At 70.4% G+C, this 16,507-nt stretch carries 10 protein-coding genes; 5 read left to right on the forward strand and 5 right to left on the reverse strand.

The window, feature by feature from the left end; genetic code table 11:
• Positions 1-25: 25 nt before the first annotated feature.
• The 4 genes from KV097_RS05275 to KV097_RS05290 form a co-directional block, all read right to left on the reverse strand.
• Complete coding sequence (locus KV097_RS05275) at positions 26-1,975, reverse strand: hypothetical protein (protein WP_220365274.1); 1,950 nt, start codon at positions 1,973-1,975, stop codon at positions 26-28.
• A 13-nt stretch (positions 1,976-1,988) separates the two neighbouring features.
• Complete coding sequence (locus tag KV097_RS05280; RefSeq protein WP_220365275.1) at positions 1,989-2,918, reverse strand: MurR/RpiR family transcriptional regulator; 930 nt, start codon at positions 2,916-2,918, stop codon at positions 1,989-1,991.
• Positions 2,919-3,000: 82 nt separating this feature from the next.
• Positions 3,001-3,534: a hypothetical protein gene (locus tag KV097_RS05285; RefSeq protein ID WP_220365276.1), complete on the reverse strand. Its 534-nt coding sequence runs from the start codon at positions 3,532-3,534 to the stop codon at positions 3,001-3,003.
• A 78-nt stretch (positions 3,535-3,612) separates the two neighbouring features.
• On the reverse strand, positions 3,613-4,710 hold the full coding sequence (locus KV097_RS05290; protein ID WP_220365277.1) for an NAD(P)H-binding protein: 1,098 nt from the start codon (positions 4,708-4,710) through the stop codon (positions 3,613-3,615).
• 162 nt (positions 4,711-4,872) lie between these two features.
• Between KV097_RS05290 and KV097_RS05295 the strand changes: the two genes are divergently transcribed.
• Positions 4,873-8,274, forward strand: coding sequence for a M14 family zinc carboxypeptidase (locus KV097_RS05295; protein WP_220365278.1), 3,402 nt, complete (start codon positions 4,873-4,875; stop codon positions 8,272-8,274).
• 75 nt (positions 8,275-8,349) lie between these two features.
• On the opposite strand, the gene KV097_RS05300 is transcribed toward KV097_RS05295, so the two are convergent.
• Positions 8,350-11,013 (reverse strand): DEAD/DEAH box helicase, encoded by a 2,664-nt coding sequence (locus KV097_RS05300; protein WP_220365279.1) that lies wholly within the window; start codon positions 11,011-11,013, stop codon positions 8,350-8,352.
• Positions 11,014-11,148: 135 nt separating this feature from the next.
• On the opposite strand from KV097_RS05300, the gene KV097_RS05305 reads away from it, so the two are divergent.
• From KV097_RS05305 to KV097_RS05320, 4 genes are all read left to right on the forward strand, one after another.
• A complete protein-coding gene (locus KV097_RS05305; RefSeq protein WP_220365280.1) occupies positions 11,149-14,577 on the forward strand; it encodes a helicase-related protein in 3,429 nt (1,142 codons plus the stop codon).
• 41 nt (positions 14,578-14,618) lie between these two features.
• Entirely contained in the window at positions 14,619-15,140 is a 522-nt protein-coding gene (locus KV097_RS19685; protein WP_220365281.1) for a GNAT family N-acetyltransferase, read from the forward strand.
• Positions 15,141-15,226: 86 nt separating this feature from the next.
• On the forward strand, positions 15,227-15,565 hold the full coding sequence (locus tag KV097_RS05315; RefSeq protein WP_220341456.1) for a PadR family transcriptional regulator: 339 nt from the start codon (positions 15,227-15,229) through the stop codon (positions 15,563-15,565).
• Positions 15,562-16,500 (forward strand): hypothetical protein, encoded by a 939-nt coding sequence (locus tag KV097_RS05320; RefSeq protein WP_220365283.1) that lies wholly within the window; start codon positions 15,562-15,564, stop codon positions 16,498-16,500. Before KV097_RS05315 ends, KV097_RS05320 begins: the two co-directional genes overlap by 4 nt.
• Positions 16,501-16,507: the final 7 nt, after the last annotated feature.

A 16,507-nucleotide genomic window follows, 5' to 3' on the forward strand; every position in this document is an offset into this window, starting at 1 on the left:
CGCGCCCGTGACCGCCTGACCGACCTCACCGCATCCGCAGCAGCCGCGCCTCCCCCGCCCGCAGAGTCAGACCACCAGAGCGCTGACGCGACCAGTCGTCGTCGCCGGGGTCGTACGCCTCCGCCTCGGCGGGCAGGGTGAGGCGGACGCGAGCGCGGTCGCGCCGTGAGTAGTTGGCGACGAGCGTGTGCAGCCGGTCGTCGGCATCGACGAACCGGCCCAGGACGACCGGGTCACCGCTGACGGCGGAGACGAGCGCGTCGCCCTCGAACGGCGCGAGTCCCGCAGGCGGGTTCGCCAGCCCGGCGACCTGCACGGCGGTGGAGGTCAGCTCCAGCATCTGCTTGCCGAGCGGTGCGAGATAGTCGGCGTTGACCTGCTTCGTGTCGCGATAGAGACCGGTGCGCTTGCCCTCGACGGTGATGAGGCCGTTCGTGAACGCCTCGCCACGCGCGGGGTCCGGCGTCCAGTACGTGAAGTACTGGATGCCCTTGCAGCCGTACGCCAGGCTGATCGAGATCTGCCACAGCAGGTCCGCCTTGGTCGGGATCGCGTGGTTCGCATAGCCGACGCTCTGGATGTAGATCCACGGGTCACGCCCGTGCTTGAGGGCGGCAGCCCGCACCTGCGCCCAGTTGTCGAAGTAGCCCAGGTCCTCCCCGCTGGCCAGGATCGGATAGCGGTCGAACGAGAGCACCGGCGAGTCGATGTCGCGGGCCGCCTGCTCGTAGCCGGCACCGAAGCCGGGGAAGAGGTTCACGTACGACAACGCGTCGGCGTACGCGTCGTTGGCCATCGCCACCGCCTTCGCCACCAGCGGCAGGCGGGCCACGCTGGGCTCGTCGAAGAGGTGCAGGCCGGCGAAGGCGCCGTACCCCGATCCAGCGGGCAACCGCCACGCGCCGAGACCCTCGTCGAAGCTGTCGCGGAACAGCGTCGCTCCCCCGGCGCCGGTGATCACGACGTTGTCGAAGTACGCCGACTCCGAGCCCGCCTCGCGGAATCCGGCCGAGCCGGCGGCGTGCGTGCTGTCGGTGGTCGTGTCGACCAGCACGCCGTCGATGCGGGTGGTGATCGTCGATCCGCTCAGCGCCGTCTCGACGTGATAGGTCCGACCCTCCTCGAGCTGGTACGGCAGCGCGACCTGCGTGACGATCGGGTTGCCGTTGACGAACACCGCCTTCTTGAGCACCGCCTTGCCGTCGCTCCCCTGGGTGGAGAGCAGCCACACGTACGCGTTGGCCTCGTCCTTGATCCGGAACGCCCACCCGGCCTGCGCATAGCCGCCCGCACCGGTACGTAGCGGCTCGGTGTCGAAGGCGAACGTGTAGTCCTGCCACGCCGCACCATCCGCGACCCATCCGATCGAGCCGCTGCCGCTCCCCCGCAGCACGTGCAGGCGGCCGCCGACCGTGCGCCACGACGGCGCGTAGCGGTTGACGGCGTTGGTGATCCGCTGGCGCAGCTCGTCCTCGCTGATCGTGAACGGCTGGGCCGGGTCGCCGACGTTCATGGTCTGCAGCAGCCACTTGATCTCAGGGTCCTCGACGAGGACGTAGACGCCGGCCTCGTCGGCGACCCGCAGCATGTGCGTCGTGATCTGGACGTCGGAGTTCGAGTAGTTGCCACCGTGGACATAGGTGAAGCCCGCCTCGGCGATCTCGCGGTAGCGCTCGACCGTCGTCTCGGTCGGCGGCGGCGGCCAGAACAGGCCGATCGGGAACCGCCCGTCGTTCATGATCGGGCCGCCGGTCGTGGCCGACGCAGCGCGTGCGAGTGCGGCTGCCGCGGTGGCGGCACCAGCGGCGGCCGCGGTGGCCGTGGTGGCCGTGGTGGCCGTGGTGGCTCCGGTCGTCGCGCTCGCCGCTCCGCCGCCGAACGGCGACGCGACCCCGGCGGCCACCAGGGCTCCGCCGAGTGCGAGGAAGGACTTGCGACTGAGTCCGTCGGCGGGCGGGTCGGATTCTGCGGTCATGGGTCCCCCTGGGTCAGTGTTGGCCGGTCGTGTCGGTACGGGTCTGGGTGCGGCGTCGTTCGGGTCGGCGTGGCCGGACGGCACGCTCGGTCACGGACAGGAGCTGGACGGTGCGGTCGTAGTCGTGCTGTCCCACGGCGAGATAGAGCATCTCGACGACGGCGAGCTCGGAGTGACGGGACGCGAGCGGACCGTCTTGGAAGGTCGTCGCCTCGGCGACGGTGACCAGGACGTTGTCGGCGAGCGCGGCCAGCCGCGACCGTGGCCCCGCGGTGATCGCGACCGTGAGTGCGCCACGGTCTCGTGCGGTGGCGAGCATGTCGAGCGTCTCGTCGGTCTCTCCCGAGTACGAGATCGCGATCGCGACGTCCCCGTCGCCGAGCTGCGCGGCTGCGACGAGGCCGTCGTGGACATCGGCGTACGTCCAGCACGCGATGCCGATACGGCTCAACCGGAGCTCGAGCTCACGGGCCATCACCCCGCTGCCGCTGACCGCGTACACGTGGACGCGCTTCGCGCCGCTGATCGCTCCGGCCGCTGCCGCGACGGCGTCGAGGTCGAGTCCCGCGAGGGTCGAGTGCACGGCGCGGGCGCCGACCGCCTCGAGGGTGCGGGCCACGTCGGCGAGCGAGTCGCCGGGGGCGATCTCGCGACTGATGTCGGCGTTCCAGCTGCCGTAGGCCGTCGCGGCCGCCTCCCTGATGACGCTGACCCGCAGGCTGGGATAGCCGTCGAGACCGAGCGTGCGGCACAGGCGAGACACCGCCCCCGTCGAGGTGCCAGCGCTGGCGGCGAGATCGCTGATCGTCCCCGCTACCGCGGAGTGCGGGTCGTCGAGGATGCACTCCGCGGTGAGACGCGTCGACTCGGGCAGGTCCGGCACGAGCATGCGCATCCGGGCGAGGACCCCGTCCGTCGGTGCTGTGATGCCGGTCACAGTCATGACAAGGACTATCGCGCGCTGCGGTCGTACGCGCAAGAGGCGATAGGGATTCTCAGCGAGTCAATCGTGCCCGCCCGCGCTCTCAGTAGCCGAACACGTGCGCGCTGGTGACGTCGATCTCCCGCCGCGCATCGCCGAAGAAGGCACCGACCCGATGGGCGACGCGGACGAACGGGCGCTCCCGAACGGTTCCGTCGGCGCGCGTGTTCGCCTGAGGAACGATCAAGAAGAGGTGTTGCGCATCCGGCGCGACATGCGTCTTCCACACGTCCTTGAGGTCGTGGTTGTTCGTGACCGTGCCGCCCCGTTCGACCTCGGCAATGACGCCGCGCCCGGTCGCGAGCGGGTAGAAGAAGTCGGGCCGGGCCCGCGTGACGAGGCCGTCCTGCGGTGTCAGCACGATCTCCTCGCCGAACCCGAGCCGCGCACGGAGAAGCATCGCGACCAGACTCTGGATGGCAGCGCTCTTCGCTCCGTAGACATGGGCGGCCGCGATGTCCTCGACGCTCGTCTCCAGGTATGTCCGCAGGTCCGAGGCGAGCGGGTCCACCGCCGCCAGCTCCCTCTGCTCGACGGCGGTCAGTGCGTGCTTGGCGAAGCGGACGTACTCGACCACGCCCCGCAGCTTCGCAGCTCGGACGCAGCGGAGCTACTCGGAGCGGCGGGAGCGGCTCCCCCGGCTCAACTCATCGACTCAGATGTCGGTCGGCATCATCGCCGTGCCGCTCTTCATCCGCTCGCGGAAGCTGCCGGTCGGGAACTCCCGGTCCTTCAGCCTCTCCATGAAGCCCCGCAACGTGCGCGTCCCGTACGCCGGCGCAACGTGGTCGACGACCGACCAGTACTTCGCGGCCTCGAGGTAGTAGGCCACCGGCGCGACCTTCTTGCTCATCTTGCCGATGCGCCGCAGCCGCGCGATCTTCTTGTCCCACGTCGTCATCGCCACGACATCCCACTGCGGCTCGCGGCCGGTGATGTCGAACATCATCTGCCCGGCGTCCTTGAGGGTCACCACGTTGTCCTCGACCCAGGGCCCACCGACGGGAAGGACGCGACCGTACGCGTCGGCCGCCAGCACCTGGTTGGTGATGAACTCCGCGAGGTCCTCGCGGGCGATCGGGTTGACCACGTTGTACTCGCCGTGGTCGAAGATCCGGTACGGCAGCCCGTTCTTGACGTCGCCGAACGTCATCGACAGATAGGGGTAGTACGCCGTCGGCCGGACGATGGTCCACGGCAGCGCCCCGTGGTGCTGCCCCATGAGCTCGCCCTCGACCTGCAGCTTGTAGACCTGCGGGATCAGCTCCGGCCTGTAGGCGCCGAAGTCGCTGACCTGGATGAACTGCTGCACCTCGTGGGCGACGGCGGCCTTGATGCCGTTGACGACGGCCTGGTAGTCGACGAGCTCGCACTCCTCGGCGTCGTTCGGGCGGCGCCCGCTGAGCAGGGAGATGACGACGGCGGTCGGGGCCACCGCCACCGCGTTCACGACGTCGTCCAGACGCGTCGGGTCGCCGGCGACGACCTCGGCCTCAGCAAACTCGGCGTCGTCCTTCACCGACGCGTCACGCGCCAGCACCACCGGTCGGTAGCCCCGGCGAGCCAGCTCGGGCACCAGCGCCCGGCCGATGTAGCCCGTGCCCCCGAGCACCAGCACGCGTTCGCCGCTGCCCTGGCCGGCCGGACCGGTGACGTAGGTGTCGGACGACGTGGCGAGCAGTCGGGCTCGCAGGTCCTCGCTGTGCTGGAGGGCTGCGTCGGTATCGAGGGAGGTGATCGTGCTGTAGGCCATAGGCGAATCGTATATCTTATTGCGCCTCGCCGGGCCGGTTTCGTGGCCCTTTCCCACGCGTCCGAGCGGCCGGCCGGCCGGGAGGTGAGCGGCGGTGTGACGCATTTCACCTTACGGTGACCTTCATCCACTCTTCATCACCAGAAGCAAGGACGTAGCCGCATGAAGAGATCGTCGCCCCTGCGCCGGAAGGTCGCCGCCGTCACGCTCGCACTGACGGTTCCCGGCCTCATCGCCGCCACCACCACCGCACCGGTTGCCTTCGCCGAGCCGTCCACCCCCGGTCCCGACAGCGCCGTCACCCTCGAGCGCCTCCCCGACGAGGTGCCGTCCGTCGTCGAGATCACCGTGCCCAGCGCGGCCAAGCTCGACCAGCTCGTCGCCACCGGCGTCGACCTCGACCACGGTGTCGAGCAGCGTCCCGACGGCCTCGAGGTCCGCGCCGTCGTCACGCCGAACGAGATCAAGACGTTGAAGAAGGCCGGCTTCGACACCGGCGAGGTCCTCTACACCTCGGAGGACACCGAGGCAGCGCTCGCCGAGCGCGACGCGACGATCAACGCGGCGAAGGCGGAGAACGAGGCGTTCGCCGACGAGGCGACCCACCCTGACGTCTCCGACGTCAAGATCACCCGCGCGCAGTACTACACGGCGTTCGGCATCCCCGTCCTCTCGGTCGAGGCCAAGTGGGCCAACGGGCAGGACGCCACGGACGCGCTCACCGTCGAGCGCGACAGCGGCCCCGGCACGGCGTTCGGCAGCGGCGGCACCCAGACCATCAGCCGCTTCGTCGACGCCGACGTCTACCTCTATCACCGCGGCGCGAGCCCGACCACGGGCGCCGAGGCGCTGACCTCGCGGCCGGACCGGGTCCGGATCACCAGCCCGACCGGCGACGTGGCGATCGCCAAGGTCACCGACTGGCTGCCGACGGGCGACGAGGAGGACCCGTTCAAGGGTCCGGGCTACCAGCAGGACTTCGTCAGCTCCTACCTCGACCCGACCCAGCTGTACGACCGCATCAAGCAGCTCGCGACGGACTACCCGGAGCTGGCCGAGATCGTCGAGCTGCCGTACAAGACCAACGGCTACCGGCGTCTCGCGCAGTCCGTCATCCCCGCTGGCGGTGCCGCCGCGGACGACGACCGCCGCGTGGCGATCGACTCGAAGCAGTTCGGCTCCGAGGGCGGCAACGGGATCACCGTCACGGTCGTGCACCCGACGACGGCCGACCAGCCGCTGACCGTGACGGTCGCCGACAAGGCGATCACCGTCTCCTCGGCCACCGACGCCAGCGGTACGGCCACGAGCACGGCAGCTCAGGTCGCCGCGGCCATCAACGCCAGCACGGGCGCGAGCGCGCTCGTGTCGGCGTACACCTACCGCGGCAACGCCGGTGCCGGTGTAGTGCCCGCAACGGCGGCGACGACGCTCACCGACGGGCTCAACGCCCCGGCGACCGTCGCACGTGCGCCACAGCAGGTCTATGCGATCAAGATGGGCAAGGTGCGCGACGGGTCCAAGCCGGGTGTCTTCTTCTACGCCCAGGAGCACGCACGCGAGTGGGTCCCGCCCCTCGTCACGATCGAGACCGCCGAACGGCTGCTGCGCAACTACGGCACCCATCCGGCGACCCGCGACCTCCTCGACAACCTGGAGATCTGGGTGCTCCCGTCGGTGAACCCCGACGGCGGCCACTACTCGTTCTACGACTTCAACTCGCAGCGCAAGAACCTCGTCAACTACTGCGACAAGACCGGCACCGCCGACGCGAACGCCCGCAACTCCTGGGGCGTGGACGTCAACCGCAACTACGACGAGTACAGCCTGTTCGACGGCTACTCCGGCGCCTCGCCGGTCTGCACCAGCGGGACGTTCGCCGGGCCGTCGGAGCTCAGCGAGCCGGAGTCGCGCAACGTCGACTGGGTCGCGGCACGGTCCAACATCCAGTGGTCGATGAACGTGCACAGCTCCGGCAACTACTTCATGTGGTCGCCGGCGGCGTACAAGGTGCCGGGGCGGATCACCGCACCGGAGCCCACGCTCGAGGAGGAGTCGCTCTTCCAGGGCGCCTCGTCGCGGATCCTCACCGCGATCAAGCGCCACCGCGGTCTGTCGGTGACTCCGGCGCGGACCGGGCGGGTCGTCGACACGCTCTACTCGGCGGCGGGCAACTCCGGTGACATGCTCTGGTACAAGTACGGCATCTACGCGTGGGACTTCGAGGTCGGCTCGACGTTCCAGCCGCCGTTCGAGGCCGAGACCCCGACCGGGCCGGGCGCGCACCAGGAGGCGATGGAGTTCTCCAACGGCCTGGTCGAGATGCTGCGCATCGCGCGGGACTACGACACCGACACGGTGCCGCCCGTCAGCGACGTGAAGGTCACCTCCAGCACCGTCGAGGGCAAGGTCAACGTGGAGTTCTCCACGAACGAGCCCGCGAGCATCTTCTACACGACCGACGGCACGGTGCCGAACCTGCGGTCGACGATGTACGCGGCCGCCGGCCTGCGTGAAGGCGGCGAACGCCTCAAGGTCGACAAGGGCGCCGAGATCCGTTGGATCGCGGTGGACAGCCGCGGCAACGTGGAGCGCAACTTCGTGCCGGGCCGCGAGGGCAACTACCGGACCTGGATCGCCGAGGTCGGGTACGAGCCGCCGCTGCCCGCGTCGGCCACGTCGCTGACGCTCGACCGTACGACGGTCGTCGCCGGCAAGACCGGGGTCACCGCCTCGGTCCAGGTCACGACGCCCGGTGCCGGTGACCAGCCGACTCCGGAGGGGGTCGTCACCGTGTACGTCGACGGTGAGGCGTCCGGATCGGCGGAGATCGACGCGCAGGGCCGCGCCACGGTCCCGCTCGCGGCGATCGCGACGCCGGGCAGCCACCTCGTGACGGCGACGTACGGCGGGAGTGCGGAGCTGGCGCCGAGCACGTCCTTGCCGGTCGTTCTCAGGGTGACGGCCGCGACGAGCGTGCCGGTCGCTGCGGCGACGCTGACGGTGAAGCCGACGCGCATCGCCGCCGGCAGGTCGACTGCCGTGGCGACGGTCGGGGTCCGGGTGACCGAGGACGGCCGGACGACGGCCGGCTCGGGGGCGGTCGACGTGCTCGTGGACGGCCGGCGGGTCGGCACGGGGACGCTGGACCGACAGGGCCGTACGAGCGTGAGGCTCGGCCCGTTCCGTACGGCGGGGCCGCGGATCGTGACTGCTCGTTATCGCGGGACGGCCACCGTCGGTGCCACCACCGCGGGGCCGGTGGTGCTGAGGGTGACCAAGGCGAGGGCCACGGTCGGGGTCAAAGTCACGCCGAAGCGCGTGACGACCTCGCGGCGCGCGAAGGTCGCGATCACGGTCAGGGCCAAGGGCGTGAACGCTCGCGGTACGGCGCTGGTCAAGGTCGGGACGCGGTCGTTCGCCGTCCGGGTGAACGCGAACGGCAAGGGGTCGGTGCGACTCCCCCGCCTGTCGCGAGGCACCAAGAAGGTGACCGTGCGCTATCTCGGCAACGCGAACCTCACCTCGGCGAAGAAGGTGGTGCGGATCCAGGTCCGGCGATGACCGTCTGAGAACGCACGGCGAGGGGCCGGTCGCCGGGAGGCGGTCGGCCCTTCGTCGTTCGGCGGAGGCTCGCGGTCACTTCCCCGGCGTGTCGAGGTCCTGCGTCAGCAGCCGCTTGCGTTCGGTGGCCACGACCTCCCGCGCCAGCTCTCCCTCGGAGATGTCGAGGGCCTCCGGTGCGCTCTCCGCGGTGTCGCTGACCCGGGCGAAGTCGTCGAACAACCGCCGCTTCTCGGCGAGGATCTCGGTGATGCGGCGATCCACGCCGTCCTCCGACAGCAGCCGGTGGACCTGGACGGACTTCAGCTGCCCCATCCGGTGCGCACGCGCCACCGCCTGCGCCTCGGTCGTGGGCTTGAGCTGTGGCTCGCAGATGATGACGACCGAGGCTGCCTGGATGTTCAGGCCGACGCCGCCCGCGACGATCTGCGCGACCAGCACGGCACCGTTGCCGGCGGCGGCGAACTTGTCGACCATGTCCTGCCGCGCGGCCGCCGGCACCGAGCCCGTCAGCGGTCCGAAGACCGGGCCGGGGAGCTCGCGGGCGACCCGTGACAGCACCTCGCGGAAGTGTGAGAACACGATCACGCGCCGGTCGTTCGCCTCGGCCTCCTCGACGACGTCGATCAGGCGTTCCATCTTCTGGCTGTCGCTCGCGAGCATCGCCGCCTGCCGCATCGCCATGAAGTTGCCCGCCACCACGGCCTCGCGGTACGCCCGCTCGTCGTCGTGGGTCATCGGCAGCCACTCGTCCACCTCGACCAGCCCGGGGAGCTCGTCGAGGACGTCCTCCTGGTTGCGCCGCAGGTACGCGGGCGCCACCTGGCGCCTGAACCGGTGCGGCGCGAGCCCGTGGACGTCGACGACGAGGTCCGGGCGGACGTAGCCGACGAGGTTGCGGAACTCCTCGACGCGGTTCTCCAGCGGCGTCCCAGTGAGCAGCACGGCACGTTCGGCGCGGTCGAGCAGCGCCGCCGTCCGCTGGGAGCGCTGCGCGGCTGGGTTCTTGATGTAGTGCGCCTCGTCGACGACGACACAGCTGAGCGTGTCGACCTGGTCGAGGTACGGGTCAAGGCGACCGAGGGTCTCGTACGTCGTGACGGCGACGCCGCCGCGGCGTACCCATGCCTGGGCGGCACCCTCGCGGCTCGGCCCGTGGACGCGAAGTGCCCGCAACGTCGACTTGCTCGCGACCTCGCGGGTCCAGTTGGTCACGACGGCCGCGGGACAGACGACGACGAAGTGCGTCTCCCCCGCGCTGTGCAGGTGCGCAAAGACCGCCAGCGCCTCGACGGTCTTGCCGAGGCCCATCTCGTCGCCGATGATCACCTTGCGCTGCACCAGCGCGAACCGCGCCGCAAAGCTCTGGTAGCCGCGGAGCGAGGCGTTGAGCGCGTCGCCCTTGAGCTCGAGGGCGCGCACGGCCTCGATGATCTCGTCCGGGAGGTCACCGTGCGTCTTGGCGTCGTCCTCGACGAGGAACCCGAGCTCGGCGAGCATCGCGAAGTAGTCGGCCGGCCGTGCCAGGAAGTCGTCCCACGGGTCGTCGGTGACGCGCGGCCGCGCTGGACCGCGACCACCCGTCGCGATTATGGTCGCCCTTCGTACGACCTGGTCCGCGCCGGCGAGGAGGTCGACGACCTCGTGCCCTGCGACACGCAGCACGAGCACGTGGGTCACGTGACCGCGCACGGCGGAGGCCAGCGGCCTGAGCTCCTCGGTCCGTGCGAGGTCGGCGGTCGCGCCCCGGGTCGCGCGCGCGGCGTCCCAGCTCGCCAGGTGGTCGAGCAGGCGTGTCGTCTCGCCGTCGCGACTGGCCACATCGATACGTACCGGTGTCTCGTCGTACGTGATCTGCCAGAGGGTGCGGGCAGCGCCGACCATCTGCGTCGCCGTCGTCGGACCGAGTCCCGGGAGCGAGGCCAGCTCGCGGCCGGCGGCGAGGACCTGCGCGATGGTCGCGACCTGGGCGTCCCGCAGCGGACCGAGCCGAAGCCGGTCCCGCGTCGCGTCCTTGAGAGCGTCGATCGGCATCTCCGCGAGCAGCCGGTCGACCGCGGCGACTCGTACGGCCTCGCCGGCCTCCTTCGCCGCGTCCCTGTACGACGACTCCGCGGCGACGGCGCGGGTGATCACGGCGACTGCCCCTGCGAGCGGGTGCAGCACCTCGCCGGGCACGATCTCCGGAGCGCGGCCGAGGTGCGCGAGGTCGTCGGCCAGGCCGAGCGAGGGCTCGAGGAGGTCGGACACGGTCATCCGCGTCCCGTCGTGCATGTCCGTCGAGCGTGCGAGGTGCTCGAGCCGTGACCCGAGACCGAGGGCGGAGCCCCAGGCGTGCAGTGATCTCAGGACGTCCGCGGACGCCGCCGCCTCCGCCTTGCGCTCGCGCCCGGTGAAGAAGCGCCGGGCCGAGACCAGGGGCGCGACGTCGTGGGCCACGTGCAGCTGGTCGTCGAGGCGCCGCAGCATCGCGTGATCGGCGTCGGTGAGGGCCGGCAGGTTCGCACGGTGGGCGAGCAGCTCGAGCAGCCGAGCGTCGTCGCGCGTCAGCGGGATCGCCCGCCACGCGGGGCGTCCGTCGTACGCGACCGTGACGACGCGCGTACGGAGGTCGTCGATGTACGCGCGCACGTGCGCGTCGACGTCCTCGCGCCGGCGGGTGACGGTGTCGGCGGCTGCGGCCCACCGCTCGACGTCGCTCACGAGGGCGCGCAGCTGCTTGCGTTCGTCTCGGTTCATGACCTCTCACGGCTCGTGCGTCGGCGGGTTCCCGACGCAAGGCTAGTGACGCGCGCGGACGGTCCGACGGCCCCGTTCGTGTCAGCGGTGCTGGCTAGAGTCAGGCGGCTGCCACTCTCGGGAAGGACATGGTCGTTGACGCTCGAAGAGGTCACCGCCGGCGTACGCCTCGCCGGTCTGGTGCCCGGTGAGGCAGTGCTCGTCCTCGCCGCGCAGTGGCACGGTGGTGACGCACTCGAGGTGACCTACAAGCTCGGCTCCGGCGGCCTCGCGCAGCGCGTGCTCTTCCGCGACGACGAGGCCACGCTCGGGTCCGCGGAGGCCGGGGGACGCCCGTTCGACGCGGCCGCCTCCGACTTCGCGATCGTCGCCGAGGCGCAGCGCATCACGCTCGCCGGTCTCTTCGACCCGATGCTCGCGGTCGCCACCAGCGACGTGCAGCCGCTCCCCCACCAGATCCGTGCCGTGTACGGCGAGATGCTCCCGCGCACGCCGCTGCGCTTCCTGCTCGCCGACGACCCCGGCGCCGGTAAGACGATCATGGCGGGCCTCTACATCAAGGAGCTCCTGCTCCGTGACGACGTCAGGCGGTGCCTCATCGTGGTGCCGGGCGGGCTCGTCGAGCAGTGGCAGGACGAGCTGTTCCTCAAGTTCGGGTTGTGCTTCGACCTGCTCACGCCGCAGGCGGTCGACGCGTACGGCGCCGGCAACGTGTTCGAGCGGCACCCGCTGCTCATCGCACGGATGGACCACCTCGCGCGCAACGAGGGCCTCCAGCGCCAGCTGGTCGACACCGAGTGGGACCTCGTCGTCGTCGACGAGGCGCACAGGATGGGTGCCCGCTACTTCGGCGGCACGGTCCACAAGACCAAGCGGTTCCTCCTCGGCGAGCGCCTCGCACGCACGACGCGGCACTTCCTCCTCATGACGGCGACCCCGCACTCGGGTAAGGAGGAGGACTTCCAGCTCTTCCTGACGCTGCTCGACCGCGACCGGTTCGAGGGCAGGTTCCGCAAGGGCACCCACTCCGGCGACACCTCCGGCCTCATGCGGCGAATGGTCAAGGAGGACCTGCTCAGCTTCGAGGGCAAGCGACTCTTCCCCGAGCGGATCGCCGAGACCGTCCCGTACGCGCTGACGTCGCTCGAGCGCGACCTGTACGAGGACGTCACCGCTTACGTGCGCGACGGGATGAACCGCGCCGACCGGCTCGAGGGCAAGCGCCGGACCACCGTCGGCTTCGCGCTCACGGTGCTGCAGCGGCGCCTCGCGTCGAGCTCCGAGGCGATCTACCAGTCCCTCGTCCGCCGTACTGCGCGCCTCGAACGCCGCAAGGAGGAGATCCTCGCGGACGCGCTCGAGGCGGGGGTCGAGCTTGAGGTCGACGACCTTCCGGACATCCCCGACGACGAGGAGTACGCGGCCGCCGAGCTCGAGGAGCTGGAGGACGAGCTGGTCGACGCCGCGACCGCGTCCCGCACCATCGTCGAGCTCGACGCCGAGCTGGTCGAGCTCGCCGGACTCACGCGGGCCGCACAGCAGGTGCGTGACGCCGACATCGACCGCAAGTGGAGCGAGCTGCGCACGATCCTCGAGACCGAGACGCTCGCCACCGCGCCGGACGGACGTCCGCGCAAGCTCATCATCTTCACCGAGCACCGCGACACGCTCGCCTTCCTCGAACGCCGCATCACCGCGCTGTTCGGCAGACCGGACGCCGTCCTCGCCATCCACGGCGGCGTGCCGCGGTCGGAGCGACGGCGCATCACCGAGGAGTTCACGACCAACAGCCGCGCCCAGATCCTCCTCGCGACCGACGCCGCCGGCGAGGGCCTGAACCTCCACGCCGCCCACCTGATGGTCAACTACGACCTCCCGTGGAACCCGAACCGTCTCGAGCAGCGCTTCGGACGCATCCACCGCATCGGCCAGACGGAGGTCTGCCACCTCTGGAACCTCGTCGCCAGCAACACCCGGGAGGGCCAGGTCTTCCAGCGCCTCCTCGACAAGGTCGACGAGCAGCGCAAGGCGTACGGCGGCAAGGTCTTCGACGTCCTCGGCGCCGCCTTCGACGAGACACCGCTGCGCGATCTCCTGATGAACGCCATCCGGTACGGCGAGGATCCTGCGGTGCGCGCCAGCATGGAGGAGGTCATCGATCACCGCGTCGCCGACGGGATCGCGGAGATCCTCGCGGAGCAGGCGCTCGCCGGCAACTCGCTCACGGAGGCCGACGTCGCGGCCATGCGACGGCAGATGGACGAAGCCCGGGCGCGCCGCCTCCAGCCGCACTACATCGAGCTGGCGTTCACCGCCGCGTTCACCCGCCTCGGCGGGCGCATCACGCGCCGGGAACCGGGCCGGTACGAGATCGCTCACGTGCCGGCGCAGGTCCGCAGCAGCGCGCACGGACCGATCTCGTCGCGCTACCACCGCGTCACGTTCGACCTCGCCTGCATGGAGGCGGACGGTCTCGAACGAGCAGACCTGCTGGCTCCCGGTCATCCACTCCACGACGCGGTGATGGCCGAGTCGATCACGTTGCTCAGCGGCTGTCTGGAGCGCGGGACGGTGCTCGTGTCGGCAACGCTGGACCGACCCCAGCTGCTCGTCGGGGTCGTGGAGGAGATCGTCGACGGCACGGGCGGCTCTGTCGCGCGGCGGTTCGGATACGCCTACGTCGACGAGCTGGGCGTCGTGACGGGCGCCGGGCCGGCCCCGTACCTGGACTGCGTCGCCGCACCTCCGACGGCCGACACCTCGAGCGCGCGCCGCTGGCCGTGGCTCGTCGACGCCGAAGCCAAGGCGATGAGCTGGATCATCGCCCACCAGCTCCCCTCGTACCTCGCCGACGTGCAGCCCGCCCGGGCCCGTGACCTCGCCCGGGCGAGGATGCTGGTCAGTGGACGTCTCGAGAGCGAGTGTGAGCGGCTCGAGCGTGATGCCTTCCTGGCCGCGCAGAGCGAGAGCGTCGGCGAGAGGCCCGCGGAGTCGTCGGACAGTCTGCGCCGCAAGGCTCACGAGCTGCAGGCGAGACTCGAACGCCGCCTCGCCACCCTCGACAAGCAGGCCACGATGTCGACGAAGCCACCGCGCATCGTCACCGCCGCGCTCGTCCTGCCGCTCGGGTTCGTGGACGGCGACCTCCCCCGCCACGCGCCGATGCACGCCGTCGCCACGAAGGAGGTCGAGCGGCGGGGCGTCGATCTCGTCCTCGCGTGCGAACGCCGGCTGGGGAGGTCACCGGAGGAGCAGGCGTTCAACAACCCCGGGTACGACGTCCTCAGCACCGAGCCGAACGGCGACACGCTCCGCATCGAGGTCAAGGCGCGGATCGCGGGCGCCGACGACTTCTTCGTGACGCACAACGAGGTCGTGACGGGCAAGAACGCGGCGCCGCGTTATCGGCTCGCGATGGTGCGCGTCGATCCACGCGGCGCGGCGTACGACGAGGTCCGCTATCTCGACGACCCCTTCGCCGGCGTGGACCTGGGCGGCTTCGAGGCCACCGGACATCGCGGGAGCTGGGACAGGATGTGGGCGAAGGGGCGCGAGCCGCACTAAAGCGCACGTGCGGCGGTGCGGTGCTCTGCTTCAATGCCCCGGTGGCGACGACACTGACCATCCCCTCCCCCGCGCTGTACGACTCCTGGGCCGAGTGCGTCACCGAGTTCGACGGGGACGGGCTGGATGGCTCCGGCTCATGGAAGGTCGACGGGTTCGGCCCTGACCGTGCGAGCTTCGATGCCCTCCTGGAGATCGCCGCCGCCGAGGCCGACGCCAGCCGGAGGTTGCCCGAAGGCCTGGTCCACTGCGACGCCTACTGGATCACCGATCCCGCCGACACCGTGATCGGCTTCATGGCGCTGCGTCACTCGCTCGCGACCGACTTCCTCCGTACGGAGGGCGGCCACATCGGCTACTCCGTACGACCGAGCCGCCGCCGGCAGGGTCATGCGTCGCGCGCCCTCGGGCTCGTCCTCGACCGGGCCCGCGAGCGTCAGCTCGATCGCATACTCGTGACCTGCGACGAGTCGAACACCGCCTCGGCGCACACCATCGAGAGCCAGGGCGGTGTCTTCGAGAATCACGTCGGCGTGAAGCGGCGCGACTGGATCACGCTCTGAGCCAGAGGGCATCAGAGGGGCCCGCGAGCGTCGGACAGTGACGTGTGACGTGCGCATAGTGTGTGTCGTACTGTATAGTGCAACGCGTGGACGACGAACTGATCCAACAGCACCTGCAGGAGCTGCGCCGCGGCACGGTCGTGCTCGCGAGCCTGCTCTCCCTGCGACAACCCGGCTACGGCTACGGCCTGCTCGAGTCGCTCAGCGAGGCGGGCATCGCGGTCGACGGCAACACCCTCTATCCGCTGCTGCGCCGCCTGGAGAAGCAGGGCCTGCTCACCAGCGAGTGGAACACCGAAGAAGCCAGGCCCCGGAAGTTCTACCGCACCAGTGACGACGGCGACCGGCTCGCCGACATCCTCGTCACCGCCTGGCACGACATCGACACCGCGCTCTCGCGCTTCACGACCGGAGGCACCCCATGACCACCGCCCTGACCGACAGCTACGTCCGCGCCGCCACCCGGTGGCTGCCCGGGCAGACCCGGCGCGAGGTCGAGGCGGAGCTGCGCGAGCGCATCACCGACACGGTCGCGGCGCGCGGCGACTCCACCGACGCCGAGCGCGAGGTGCTGGAGGAGATGGGCGATCCGTTGCTCGTCGCGGTGGAGTACACCGGTCGCGAGCCGCGTCTGATCGGTCCGCGGTTCTTCATGCCATGGCTGCGCCTCCTCGTGCTGGTGCTCGTGATCGTCCTCCCGATCGTCGGTACGGTGCACATCATCAGCGGCGTCACGTCCGACGACAACATCGTCACGACGCTGGTCGGCGCGGTCGGCGTCATGATCAGCGCCGCCATCCAAGTCGCGTTCTGGGTCACGGCTGTCTTCGCCCTCGTGGAATGGTCAGGCGTCGGTGAGAGCGAGGTGACAGAGCGCTGGACCGTGGACAAGCTGCCGGCCGCGGCCGCGACCCGTTCCGGCCGGCCGTACGCGGAGACGATCGCGAGCCTCGTGTTCCTGGCCGTCATGGCGTTTCTGCTGATCGGGCAGCAGACCAACTCGCCCATCCGTCTCGACGGCGAGAGCATCCCGGCACTCGACCCGGCTCTGTGGGGGTCGTGGATCCCGATCGTGCTCGGCCTGATCGCGCTCGAGATCGTGTTCACCCTCTGGGTGCACATCAAGGGATGGACGTGGACGGCGGCCGGCATCAACGCGGCGTTCGGCGTGGCCTTCGCTGCGGTGACGGTGCCCGTCCTGAAGAGCGGCGACTTCCTCAACCCCGAGCTGGTCGATCGTCTCGGGTGGGATACCTCGACACTCGACCAGGTGACACAGGGGATCCTCGTCGGCGTGCTCGTCGTCACCGCGTGGGACGTCATCGACGGTGTCCTCAAGGCGCGGCGCGCCAGTCGCTGAGGAGGGA

This window comes from Mumia sp. zg.B17 (genome assembly GCF_019550915.1).
In the GTDB taxonomy this organism is placed as follows: Bacteria; Actinomycetota; Actinomycetes; order Propionibacteriales; family Nocardioidaceae; genus Mumia.